The sequence below is a fragment of the Xanthobacter pseudotagetidis genome (genome assembly GCF_043194795.2).
GTDB lineage: Bacteria > Pseudomonadota > Alphaproteobacteria > Rhizobiales > Xanthobacteraceae > Xanthobacter > Xanthobacter tagetidis_A.
This window is the reverse complement of the sequence record NZ_CM195534.1, coordinates 3,465,087-3,477,393: the sequence shown is the minus strand read 5'-3', so window position 1 is coordinate 3,477,393 and position 12,307 is coordinate 3,465,087. Positions and strand designations below refer to the sequence as shown.

Sequence of the window (12,307 nt, the reverse complement as noted above, 5' to 3'; positions counted from 1 at the left end):
GATAGCGCGCGCCGTCCGGGCCGCAAGGGCGCAGCGCGGCCGGACGAGGCGAGGGGGCGTGAGAATCAAGGCGAAGGAGCGCTCTACCCCTCAGCGACGCGGCCGGGCCTCGAAGCCTTTCGCCCTGTCGTCGCGCCGGGTGACGTGGAGGGCAAGATGCCCCTGCTCCAAGATGTCCCTACTCCAATTGGAGGATGCAACAGCCAGGGCAAAGCGCGATGCTGATCACCAGATCGAGCTGGGAGCGTTTCAATGCATCGTAAATTTCTGGTCGGGGCCATATTTTTGATGGCAACAACGATGGCCGGCATCGCGCTCCAGCCAGAAACTGCTGTCGCGCAACAAAATTGTGCAGAAACGTTCTATAACAACAATAATAGACTTGTGGTGGAGAACGCGTGTTCCGTCGCCATACAGGTTGCCATTCGTGGTAATCAGAATTGTCGAAATTGGTGCAGTTACGCGATGAGCGGCGGTCAGCAGATGCAGGTTCCGATATATGGAAACGAACGGTATTGGGTGCGCGTCTGCCCGTGGGGTAGTTTTCCGCGCGACAATCCGGATGGAACCTATTTTTGCGGCCGATAGCGCCTCGCCATTATGCATTTTGTGATGGCGCGTTGAAACTCCCTCAGGACTGGCCGGCGGCTCCAGATCGCGAGAAGGTTGAGCCGGGGCGGGGGCAAGGCAACGCTCAGATTCTTCCCCCGAGATGCGCGGGCGGGCGGCTCGTGTGGTCGCGGATCGCTCGCATGAGCATCCGGCCCATGGGTAAGCGCTGTTGTGAATCTCGGCGAAGATCGGCGGCGCGGGGACACGCTCGACGCGTGGGGCGGCGAAGGTCGCGTTGGAAGCCGACCGGCCCGGGCGGTACGTGGAGCCCTTGCCGCCAGCGGAAGCCAGCGGGGGAGAGCGCCGCGGCGTCGCATCATGTCCAACGGACTTGTGTCCCCGCCCACCCCCTCCCGGCTTGCGGGCCGCGGCAAAGAATGGCATGGACGACCCTCGCTCCGGCCACCGCGGTTCCCCCGGCATGACGTTCGCTTCGATCGAGTTCCTCTTCTATTTCTTTCCCCTGTTCCTGGCGCTGTATTTTTCCGCGAAGACGATTGCGACGCGGAACTACATCTTTCTTGCCTTCTCGGTGGTCTTCTATGCGGCGGGCTACACGCCGCACATCCTCATCCTGTTTTTCTCGGTGGCGGTGAACTTCTTCCTTGCGCAGATGATCGACCGGAGGGACGGCGCCGAGCGCAAGAAGATGCTCGTCGTCGCGGTGACGTTCAATCTCGTCCTGCTCGGCATCTTCAAGTATACCGGCTTCATGGTCCAGAACCTGAACGTGCTTCTGGAGCCCACGGGCTTCTCGTTCCAGGTGCCCGCCATCGGCCTGCCGCTCGGCATCTCGTTCTATTCCTTCCACGCCATCTCCTATATCGCTGACATCTACAAGCGGAAGGTGAGCGCCAACAAGGACCCGGCCCAGTTCGCGCTCTACATGTGCATGTTCCCGCAGCTCGTGGCGGGCCCGATCGTGCGCTACAACACGGTGGCGCGGCAGCTCTCCAAGCGCCGCACCACCTGGGGCCGCTTCTCGGCCGGGGCGCGGCTGTTCGCCATCGGCCTCGCCTGGAAGGTGCTGATCGCCGACGAGCTGGCGCGGCTCGTGGACGGCATCTTCGACACCACCACCAATCCCACCTTCGTGGAGGCGTGGCTCGGCGTCTTCGGCTACACGATCCAGCTCTATTACGACTTCGCCGGCTACTCGACCATGGCAGTGGGCCTCGGCGTCATGGTCGGCTTCGTGCTGCCGCGCAACTTCCGGGTGCCGCTCACCTCGAAGAGCATCACCGAGTTCTGGCGCCGCTGGCACATGAGCCTGTCGGCGTTCCTGCGCGACTATCTCTACATTCCCCTCGGCGGCAGCCGGAAGGGCGAGAGGCGCACCTATTTCAACCTCTGGGTCGTCTTCCTGCTGTGCGGCCTGTGGCACGGCGCGAGCTGGAACTTCGTGCTCTGGGGCGGCTACCACGGCATGTTCCTGGCCATGGAGCGCGCCTGGCTCGGGCGCATCCTGGAGCGCCTGCCGGGCGGGCTCTCCCAGCTCTACGCCATGCTGGTGCTGATGGTGGGCTGGTGCCTGTTCCGCACCAATTCCATGCCCGAGGCGGTGGAGATGTTCCAGGGCCTCATCGGCCTCAACGGCTTCTACCGCCCCTCCATGGCGCTCAGCTTCGGCCTCACCCCGCTCGCCGTCGTCGCCATGGTGGTGGGATCGGCGATCGGCTTCTGGCAGTGGAAGCGCTGGCCCATCCTGTCCGGCGAGGGGCGGCTCGCCATGGTCACGGACTACGCCTTCATCGGCGTGCTGCTGATCTTCTGCGCCATCTGGCTCGGCGGCGCCACGTCGACGCCGTTCCTCTACTACCGGTTCTGAGCCATGCCCCTGCTCTCGCGCCACCGCCGCTACATGGGCGCCATGATCGCCGGCATCTTCGCGCTGCTGCTGGCCTCGAACCTGATCCCCGATCCGCTCGGGCGCTTCACCTGGCGCACGGCGCTGCGGCCGGAGCTGGGCTACGCCCACATGGTGGAGGTGGCGTTCCGCAATCTCGGCGAGTTCATGCAGGACAATTTCGGCTTCCGCGCCTCGCTGCCGGTGCTGCGCCGGGAGCTGCGCGAGGACCTCGCCTCGCCGGACACCCGGCCGATCTACGAGGGGCGCACGGGCCAGCTGTTCTGGGGCCGCGAGAACACCCCCGAGCAGTCCGCCGGCGCCCTGGTGCGGGTGCCGGGCGTGCGGCGCTTCGCCGAGATGATCGGCGAGATGAACGCCATCCTCGCCGCCCGCGGCGCCAAGCTGGTGGTGGCGCTGCCGCCCAACGCGCAGTCGGTGGACCTCGAGGGCCTGCCGGAGTGGCACGACCGGCTCGCCTACAAGACCACGGAATACGACCTCATGCTCGGCGCCATGAAGGCGCTCGGCGTCACCGCGGTGGACCTGAGGGCGGCGCTGCGCCAGACCCCCTATCCGCGCTACCTGCTCACCGACACCCACTGGAACTTCCGCTCCTCGGTCGCCGGATTCAACGCGGCGGTGACGGCCGCCGGCCATTCCGAATGGGCGCTCGATCTCTCCAGGGCCATCGGCGACCGGCGGCCGATCGCCAGCGGCGACCTGCTGCGCAGCATGCGCATGCCGCCCGAGATCCAGGACCACAACTACCTGCTCAACGTGCCGATGCGGAAGTCGAGCCTCGACCCGCGCCTGCCGCACCACAACGTGTTCGGCCCCTTCGCCTCGAAGGTGTTCCCGTTCGGCGGCGGCGGGCCGCGCGTGCTGGTCATGGGCGACAGCTTCAGCGCCCTGGTCTGGCCGCGCCTGTTCATGAACTCCAACGTGAGCGAGGTGGGCTGGATGCACGCCTCGCGCTACGTGCTGGGCTCGTGCGACTTCAACTTCGACAACATCCTGCGCTTCAAGCCGGACCTCGTGATCTACGCCCGCGGCGAGCGCTTCTTCACCTGCGCCCCGCACGCCTGGCCGCGCAACCTGCCGCGCCCGGACGCGGCGCTGCGCGCGAAGGTCGAGGCGGCGGTGCCGGACCTGCGGTGACGCTGCGCGGGAAGAGGGTACCGGCGCGCGGCGCGCCGGCGTAAGCTGCCGGCAAACAGACAGAGCGACCGCGCGGGGGACCGGGAGAGGTGTCGGACACAGTCCTCAAGGACGCGATGGTCTATCTCATCGCCGCCGGCGTCCTGGTGCCGCTGTTCCACCGCGCGCGCATCGGCGCCGTGGTGGGCTTCATCGCCATCGGCGTGCTGCTCGGCCCGCACGGGCTGGGCCGGCTGGCGCACGAGGTGCCGTTCGTGCGCATCCTCACCATCTCCGATCCCGCGCGCGTCGCGCCGTTCGGCGAGCTGGGCGTGATCTTCCTGCTGTTCCTGCTGGGGCTCGAATTCTCCGCCGCGCGGCTGTGGGCGCTGCGCCGCGAGGTGTTCGGCGCCGGCGCCCTCCAGGTGGCGCTGTGCGCGGCCCCGCTCGCCGGCCTGCTCTACCTGCCGTTCGGCGATCCCGGCCTCGCGCTGGTGATCGGCCTGTCGCTGGCGCTGTCCTCCACCGCCGTGGTCACCCAGCTGCTGATCGCCGAGCACCGCTCGCTCACGCCCTTCGGGCAGCTGGTGATCGCGGTGCTGCTGTTCCAGGACCTGATGGTGGTGCCGATCCTGCTCGCCGTCGACCTGCTCGGGCCTCAGGGCGGCGACGTGGCGTGGCTCGCCCTGTCCGCCCTCGGCAAGGCGGCGGCGGCGGTGGTGGCGATCCTGCTCGCGGGCCGCTTCGTGCTGGCGCCGCTGGTGGCGCTCGCCGCCAGCACCGGGCTGCGCGACCTCATCATGGCGATCACCCTGGTGGTGGTGGTGGGCGCCGCCGGCCTGACCCATGCGGCGGGCCTGTCGGCGGCGCTGGGCGCCTTCCTCGCCGGCATGCTGCTGTCGGAAACCGCCTACCGGCACCAGATCGAGATCGACCTGGAGCCGTTCAAGGGCCTGCTGATCGGCGTGTTCTTCGTCACCGTCGGCATGAGCGTCGACCTCGCGGGCGTGCTGCCCAACGCCTGGCTGCTGGTGAAGGTGGTGGTGGCGGTGGTGGGGCTGAAGGTGGTGTTCACCTACGCGGCGGTGCGCCTCATGGGCACGGCGCGGCCGGTGGCGGCGGAAGCCTCGATCCTGCTCGCACAGACCGGCGAGTTCGCGCTGGTGGTGCTGGGCCTGCTCGCCGCGCGCCGGCTGGTGGATCCGGCGCAGATGAGCGCGCTGGTGGCGGCGGTGGTGCTGACCCTGGCGCTGACGCCGCTGCTCGCGCGGCTCGGGCGCCGGCTGGGGGCGCGGCTCGAGCGCGACGAGGCCCGCGGCTTGGAGGCGCCCGCGGACGCGGCCGGGCTCTCGGGCCACGTGGTGATCGGCGGCTTCGGCCGGGTCGGGCGCACCGTGGCCGCGATCCTGGCGCGCGAGAACGTGCCGTTCGTCGCGGTGGACGCCGATCCGATGCGGGCGGCGGTGGAGCGCCGGAGCGGGCAGCCGGTGTTCTTCGGCGACGCCGGCCGGCTCGATCTCCTGGAGCGCCTCGGCGGAGACCAGGCCAGCGCCTTCGTGGTCACGCTCGATGCCGCAGGACCGGCGGAGGGCATGGTGCGCGCCGTGCGCGCGCGCTGGCCGCAGGCGGTGGTGGTGGCGCGCGCCCGCGACGGCGCCCATGCGCGCCGGCTGAGCGCGCTGGGCGTCGCCGGCGTCATCCCCGAGACCGTGGAGGCGAGCCTCCAGCTCGCCGGGCGCCTCCTGGAGGCGCTCGGGCTGCCCGAGGACGTGGTCAGCGCGCGCATCGCCGAGGCCCGCGAGGCCGAGCGCGCCGCGCTCCAGGCGGACGGCGGGCGACAGGACGCGTGATTTCGCGCCAGAATCAGCATTTAAGATCGGACGGAAAGCGGGACAGGCTATGGCGCGCGCGCCGGTTCGCCTGCCGGGGAGGTGCGGCATGGATCGCAGGAGCATGCGCCGGCGGGTGTTCGACCTCCTGGAGCGCGACGTGCCGGGGGACCGCCCCGCCGACGTGCTGCATTTCGCCCTGATCGCGGTCATCCTCGTCAGCATCGTCGTCGCCGTGCTCGGCACGGTTGCCTCCCTCGGCCTCAGGGACGGCTGGGCGTTCGCCGTGATCGAGCACGCCTGCCTCGCCGTCTTCGTGGCGGAGTACGCGGTGCGGCTGTGGGTGGCGCCGGAGCATCCGCTGCGGCGCGGCATGCCGGCCTGGCAGGCGCGGCTCGCTTACGCCGTCACGCCGTTCGCCATCATCGACCTGCTCGCCATCATGCCGCTGGCGGGCTCGCTGTTCGCGGGCTACGAGCTGCACGGGCTCCTGGTGCTGCGCCTGCTGCGCTTCCTGAAGCTGGCGCGCTATTCGTCCGGCTTCAACGCGCTGTTCCTCGCCATCAAGCGCGAGCGCTACGCGCTGTTCTCCTGCCTCCTGATCCTGGTCTCGGGGGTGCTCACGGCGGCGACGCTGATGTACCTCGTCGAGCGCGACGTGCAGCCGGAGCAGTTCGGCTCCATCCCGGCGGCCATGTGGTGGGCCATCACCACGCTCACCACGGTGGGCTACGGCGACGTGGTGCCGGTGACGACGCTCGGCCGGGTGATCGGCGGCATCACCATGGTGACCGGGCTGGTCATGCTGGCGCTGCCCATCGCCATCATCGCCTCCTCCTTCTCCGAGGTGATCGCCCAGCACAATTTCGTCGTCACCTTCTCCATGGTCTCGCGCCTCGCCCCGTTCACCGATCTCGACGCCAAGGCGCTGGGCGCGCTGCTGCCGGTGCTGCACTCGCGCAGCTTCGACCGGGGCCACATGGTGGTGCGCAGGGGCGAGAAGACCGGCCACCTCTACGTGGTGCTTGAAGGCTATGTGGAGGTGGAGCATCCCGACGGCGTGGAGCGGCTGGGGCCGGGCGGGGTGTTCGGCGTCGCCTCCGGCGCGGCGCTGGAGCACATGGTGGTGCGCGCCGCCACCAAGGCGAAGGTGCTGGTGATCGAGGAGAACGAGCTGCACGCCCTGATGGCCAAGCACCCGGTGGTGGTGGCGCGGCTGTCGGGCATGGTGTTCCCGAAGGCGGGCGAGGGATAAAGCGGGCGGCCCGCCCGCCATCGTCCTCTCGCTTGAGGCGGGAGAACGCGGCGCCGCCCGGCCCCGCTTTTTGGGGCGCGAAGCCCTCACCCCCCGCCCTCTCCCTCCGGGAGAGGGGGACGCGTGGCGCGTGGGCGGAACCTTCCTGCGCTGGAGACGGGCGCCGGGGCGGGCCTGAGGGCGACGCTCTCCCCGGCGGGGAGAGGGCAGGGTGAGGGGACGGCCCGCCGATTGCCGGGCGCATCGCCGGCCGCATGGGTCCTCCGGCCGGACAACGGGCGGCGGCGGGATCTCCGGCGGGACGGTCAGTAATAGGAGGCGATCTGCTCCACCTCGGCCTTCGAGCCGAACACCAGCGGGATGCGCTGGTGGATGTGGTGCGGCGCGATGTCGAGGATGCGCGTCTTGCCGTCGGTGGCGCCGCCCTTGGCCTGCTCGGTGAGGAAGGCCACCGGGTTCGCCTCGTAGATCAGGCGCAGGCGCCCGTCCGCATAGCCCTTGCGCCTGTCGCCGGGATAGAGATAGACGCCGCCGCGGGTGAAGATGCGGAAGGCGTCGGCCACCATGGAGCCCACCCAGCGCATGTTGAAGTCCTTGCCGCGCGGGCCCTCCTTGCCGGCGAGGCAGTCCTCGATATAGCCCTTCATGGGCGCGTCCCAGTGGCGGACGTTGGACTGGTTGACGCCGTATTCCTTGGTCTCGGCCGGGATCTCCACGTGCGCGCGGGCGAGCAGGAATTCCCCGGTGCGGCGGTCCTGCACGAACACGTGCGTGCCCTCCCCGAAGGTCGCCACCAGGATGGTGGCCGGCCCGTAGGCGAGGAAGCCCGCCGCCACCTGATGCCGGCCTGGGCGCATCACCGCGTCCTTCGGGCTCGCATGGGCCGCCGGGTCATAGGGCAGGATGGAATAGATGGTGCCCACCGACACGTTGGTGTCGATGTTGGACGAGCCGTCGAGCGGGTCCACCGCCACCACGAGGCGGCCGGCGGGGTTCACCGGGATCAGGTCCTCGCTCTCCTCCGAGGCGAGGAAGGCGACCGGCGTCGTCTTCAGCGCGGCGAGGATCCGCTCCTCCGCCACCACGTCGAGCTCCTTCTGGGCGTCGCCGCCGGCATTGGGATCGACGCCGCGGATCTTGGCGAGGCCCTCTTCCAGCGGCCCGCGCGCGACCAGGTCGGCGATGCCGACGCCGGCCTCGGCGATGGCCTTGACCGCCGCGGCCACCGCGGCCTTGCCGGCGTCGCCGCCGGCCCACCGGTCGAGATAGGTCTGAAGGGTCACGCTCTCGCTCACAGCCGTCTCCTGCGCACGCCGCCTCGGCGGGATGCGGGGTCTCCTCCCCGCCGCCCGGCGCCCTTATGGCCCAGAGCGCGTCGCCGGGCAAAGCAATTGGCGGGGCGAGGGGAGGGGGCATCGCCGCGCCCCGGAAGCCGCGAGCGGGTCCAGCCGCCGGATGTTCCCCAAGCCGGCCCGAAGATCGGGCCGGGGCCCGAGGTCTGGGCCTGGGGTCTGGGCTTGAGGCCTGCTTCGGGAGTTCCCCTCCCCCTTGTGGGGAGGGGGTGGGGGGAGGGGGTGGGAGGTGGGGAGGGGGTGGGAGGGGGTGGCGGTCGCGCCGCCGTCGCCAGTCGCGCGGGCTTCACCCAGCCGCGCCGATACCCCCACCCCTGCCCCTCCCCACAAGGGGGAGGGGAGGCTAGTGACGGGCGCCCGCGCTTAGCCTCCCGCCGTCATGCTCCGGCTTGGCCGGAGCATCCATCCTCGCCGTCGCAGATGCGGCGCGGTCCATGGGCCCTCCGGTCGAGCCGGAGGGCGACGGGGCGTGGGGCGGCGATGTTGCGCGGCCTGCTTCCTCGCCGCTTCCCCGCAAGGGGAGGCGCCGCTTCCCGCAAGGGGGAAAGGAGGCGCGGGGGCCGAGGGCGGCGCGGCTGACCGTGCGCTCTCTCAGAGCTGGCCCGCCATGCCCGCCGCCGTCATGCTCCGGCTGGGCCGGAGCATCCATCCTCGCCGTCGCAGATGCGGCGCGGTCCATGGGCCCTCCGGTCGAGCCGGAGGGCGACGGGGCGTGGGGCGGCGATGTTGCGCGGCCTGCTTCCTCGCCGCTTCCCCGCAAGGGGAGGCGCCGCTTCCCGCAAGGGGGAAAGGAGGCGCGGGGGCCGAGGGCGGCGCGGCTGACCGTGCGCTCTCTCAGAGCTGGCCCGCCATGCCCGCCGCCGTCATGCTCCGGCTTGGCCGGAGCATCCATCCTCGCCGTCGCAGATGCGGCGCGGTCCATGGGCCTTCCGGTCGAGCCGGAGGGCGACGGCGCGAGAGGGGGCGGCGCACGGGGCGCGACGGCGCATGGTGCGACGGCTGGAGGGCGGGCGCGCGGCGGCGCCACGGCCGTGCGGCGGCAAGCGAGGAGGGAGCGCTCTCGCACCTCCCGCCGCGACCCTCAGCGCCGGCGCGTGATCTCCACGCCCACGTCGGCGAAGATGCCGCTCACCGGTGCGTTCGGCTTGTGGACCGTCACCACCACCTCCTCCAGGAGCTGGAAATGGTCCAGCAGGCGCGTGGCGATGCGCTCGGCCACGGTCTCGATCAGGTGCACCGGGTCGTCCTCCACCACCGCGCGCACCTGCTCGTAGATCTTCTGGTAGGAGATGGTCAGGGCCTCGTCGTCGGCCCAGGCCGCGGGGCGGGTGTCGAGCCTGCAGTCGCAATCGACGATGAAGCGCTGGCCGAGCTCGCGCTCCGCCTCGTAGACGCCATGGCGGGCGTAGAAGGGCATGCCCTTCACGAACAGCCGGTCGAGGCCATGGCGCGGCGCGGACCGGGCGTCGGCCGCCTTGGCCTCGGCCTCGGCCGCCGCTTCGGGTTCATCTGCTCTCATCGACGCCTCGCGCGGCGGCCATCCCTTGTCGCGGGCGCCGCCCTGGGGCCGGCACCCCGTCGCCCGTGCCGGGCCCGGCGCGAAGCGTGCCCCGGCGCGCCGGCCACGGCGCCTGAGGGCGCCCCATGGGAGCCCCTCAGGCGAGCAAGATCAAGACGATCGGGGAAATTCTCCCCATGGGACCGTGTCCGCGCCGGCCGGCCGGCTCAGCGCAGGTCCAGCTCCACCGGGCGCGGGCGCGGCAGATGGGGCATGGCGGGCGGCCGCCCGTCGCGGATCAGCTCGGGCAGGAAGGCGGCGGGATTGACGCCGAGCGCCGCGTGCAGCCCCGCATAGGCGACGGTCGCATGCGGGTTCACCTCCACCACCAGCGGGCCGGACGGCGACAGGATCACGTCGATGCCGATGATGCCCGACAGGCCCGGGATCGCCGCCACCACCTTCTGGGCCAGCACGGCGAGCGCGCCGTCCTTGTCGTCGATGGCGCCCACCGTGATCCCGGTGAGCGAGAGCACGCCGACGAGGTGGCTCATGTGAAGCTGGTTGGCGCAGAGCAGCGTCACGCCGTCCGGCCGCACCAGCACGCTCAGGCTCACCGGCGTGCCGTGGACGAACGGCTGCACCACCAGCCGGCCGCCGCGCGGCAGCGCGTCGCGGTTCGGCCAGGCGCGGGTGTTCTCCGCGCCGGCGCCGTCGTCGGGCTTGGTGATGAGGTCGCCCTTGATGTCCGCCGGCACCGTGTCGAGGGTGTAGGTGGGGACGTGGGGGATGAAGTTCTGCGCCAGAACCTCCGCGGTGCGCAGCTTGCTCGAGACCAGGTCGATGGCCGCGGGCGAGGCGGAGATGAGGCGCGCGGCGCTCTCGTTCATCAGGCGCACCATGCGCGCCAGCACGCCGCCTGTCTCCGGGCCCACGGGCCAGACCACGTCCGCCTCGTGGGCGAGCCCGGACCAGCAGATCCAGGGGTCGTCGCCCTTGCCGACCGGGACGCTGTCCTCGCTCGGCGCCGGCAGCCGGTCGTCATAGGCAAGGATGGTGCTGACGCCCGGGAGGGCTTCGAGATCCCGGATCAGGGCATCGCGCACCTGCAGGGCCGCGGGCAGCAGCGTCTCGGGCAGAGGCTTGTCGCGCAGTCCGCCGGATGTCACGTACTCGCAGATGAAGACGCGCATCTCGTCCCTCTTTCGGCCGGCGATCCCTGGGCAGACCACCGTGCAGCTTATTCCGGTCCTTGACCTGAAGGGAGGTCAAGTTGTTCGTGCCGTCCGGGGCCATCGCAGCGACTACCGACCCTGGCGTTCCGGCCTCGCGCGGTCCGCCGATCCGCTCCAGGTGGTCGCGCGGCTGCTGGAGATCGCCCCCTTCTCCACGCTCTATGTCGCCGATCTGGACGCCATTTCGGGCGAGGGCCACCACGATAGGGAGATTCGCGCGTTGCGTGCGCGATTTCCGCATCTCGCCCTCTGGGTTGACGCCGGCGAATCGGCCCCGGCGGCGCTCGCCGCCCGCCTGGACGCCGGCCTCGGCAGGCCAGTGGTGGGCACGGAGAGCCTGGCGGAGGTCGCGGCGGCGCGCGCGGCGCTCGCCGTGCCGGGCGTGATCCTCTCCCTCGACCGCGACGCCCAGGGGCCGCGCGGACCACGGGAGGTGCACGCCACGCCGGAGCTCTGGACCGAGGACGTCATCGTCATGACGCTGGCCCGCGTCGGCTCGGGCGAGGGGCCGGACATGGCCGCGCTGGAAGCCGCAATGGCCCTGAGGCCGGCGGGCCGCTTCCACGCCGCGGGCGGGGTGCGGGACGCGGCCGACCTCGACGCGCTGGCGCGGATGGGCGTCGCCGGCGCGCTGGTGGCGAGCGCGCTCCATGACGGGCGGATCGGCCCGGACGCGGCGCGCCGCTACGCCTGAGCCTCCTCGGCGGCGAGGAGGAGCGCCGCGAACGCGCTCGCCACCGTGAGGTCGGCGCTGGTGCCGGGATTGAGGCCGCGCGCCTTCAATCGCGCGTCGAACGCCAGCAGGCGGCGATGCCGGGCCGGGTCCGGGAGGCCGTCGATCTCCTCGCGCAGCGCCTCGGCCTCGGCGCGCACCGCCTCGGCGGTGCCGGCGCCGAACTTGCGGGCGACGTGGCTGTCGGGGAAGCCGGCGAGGAAGGCGAGGAAGGCCGCCTCCAGCCGCGCCGGCGCGAGCGGCGCCCCGGCGAGCCGCGGCACGCCGACCGCGAACAGGTCGGCAAATCCGCTGGCGTACTGCCGCGCGATCAGGTCGCGGTGGGCGGCGAGCGCCATGGCGGCGGCCAGCGTCGTCGCGGCGGGCGCGCGCACGTCGGCCTCGGGCGCGGCGCCGAGGCCGCCGGGATTGGCGCGGGCGATGGCGCCGAAGGCGGCATCGGCATCCGCCGTGTCGAGGGTGCCGAGCACCTGGGACAGCCGCTCCCGGAACGGCGCGGGCGACACCGTCAGCGCCGCCTGGGCGAGCGGCGCGCACAAGAGGACGATGCCGAGATTGGCGTTGAGCCCGGTGGCGGCGAGCGAGGCATCCACCGCGCCGGCGATGCGCTGCCCGACCGAGAGGCCCGCCGCGCCCATGAACGGGGCGGCTGCGGCGGCCGCCGCCTCGAAATGGGCCGGCTCCATGCCGTGGCCGGCGGCGAAGCGGTGCACGTTGCCGGGCTTCAGCGCGTCGAGCTCGGCCCGGCAGGCCGCCGCGAAGGCGCGGGCGATCCCGGGCGGCGTCAGCGCCATGGCCGGGCTCCGC

10 protein-coding genes are annotated in these 12,307 nt (G+C 71.5%); 6 read left to right on the top strand and 4 right to left on the bottom strand.

Annotated features, from left to right (window positions below):
• The first annotated feature begins 252 nt into the window (after positions 1-252).
• The 5 genes from V5F67_RS15900 to V5F67_RS15880 all read left to right on the top strand — a co-directional run bounded on the left by V5F67_RS15900 (position 253) and on the right by V5F67_RS15880 (position 6,682).
• Positions 253-588, top strand: a complete 336-nt coding sequence (locus V5F67_RS15900; protein ID WP_394016832.1) for a hypothetical protein — start codon at positions 253-255, stop codon at positions 586-588.
• 445 nt (positions 589-1,033) lie between these two features.
• Positions 1,034-2,440, top strand: coding sequence for an MBOAT family O-acyltransferase (locus V5F67_RS15895; RefSeq protein WP_394016833.1), 1,407 nt, complete (start codon positions 1,034-1,036; stop codon positions 2,438-2,440).
• Between the two features lie 3 nt (positions 2,441-2,443).
• Entirely contained in the window at positions 2,444-3,619 is a 1,176-nt protein-coding gene (locus V5F67_RS15890; protein WP_394016834.1) for an alginate O-acetyltransferase AlgX-related protein, read from the top strand.
• Positions 3,620-3,708: 89 nt separating this feature from the next.
• Complete coding sequence (locus V5F67_RS15885; RefSeq protein ID WP_394016835.1) at positions 3,709-5,448, top strand: cation:proton antiporter domain-containing protein; 1,740 nt, start codon at positions 3,709-3,711, stop codon at positions 5,446-5,448.
• Between the two features lie 88 nt (positions 5,449-5,536).
• Complete coding sequence (locus V5F67_RS15880) at positions 5,537-6,682, top strand: cyclic nucleotide-gated ion channel (RefSeq protein ID WP_394016836.1); 1,146 nt, start codon at positions 5,537-5,539, stop codon at positions 6,680-6,682.
• A gap of 305 nt (positions 6,683-6,987) precedes the next feature.
• On the opposite strand, the gene V5F67_RS15875 is transcribed toward V5F67_RS15880, so the two are convergent.
• From V5F67_RS15875 to V5F67_RS15865, 3 genes are all read right to left on the bottom strand, one after another.
• Positions 6,988-7,977, bottom strand: a complete 990-nt coding sequence (locus V5F67_RS15875) for a class 1 fructose-bisphosphatase (RefSeq protein ID WP_394016837.1) — start codon at positions 7,975-7,977, stop codon at positions 6,988-6,990.
• 1,138 nt (positions 7,978-9,115) lie between these two features.
• Entirely contained in the window at positions 9,116-9,553 is a 438-nt protein-coding gene (gene folB / locus V5F67_RS15870) for a dihydroneopterin aldolase (protein WP_394016838.1), read from the bottom strand.
• 206 nt (positions 9,554-9,759) lie between these two features.
• A complete protein-coding gene (locus tag V5F67_RS15865) occupies positions 9,760-10,725 on the bottom strand; it encodes an ATP-grasp domain-containing protein (protein WP_394016839.1) in 966 nt (321 codons plus the stop codon).
• Here V5F67_RS15865 and V5F67_RS15860 point away from each other — a divergent pair.
• The gene (locus tag V5F67_RS15860; protein WP_394016840.1) at positions 10,712-11,461 is read left to right on the top strand and encodes a HisA/HisF-related TIM barrel protein; all 750 of its coding nucleotides are present in this window, start codon (positions 10,712-10,714) and stop codon (positions 11,459-11,461) included. The two genes, V5F67_RS15865 and V5F67_RS15860, sit on opposite strands and share 14 nt — an antisense overlap.
• Here the strand turns inward: V5F67_RS15860 and V5F67_RS15855 are convergent.
• Positions 11,452-12,294 (bottom strand): triphosphoribosyl-dephospho-CoA synthase, encoded by an 843-nt coding sequence (locus tag V5F67_RS15855; RefSeq protein WP_394016841.1) that lies wholly within the window; start codon positions 12,292-12,294, stop codon positions 11,452-11,454. The genes V5F67_RS15860 and V5F67_RS15855 overlap by 10 nt on opposite strands.
• Between the last annotated feature and the right edge of the window lie 13 nt (positions 12,295-12,307).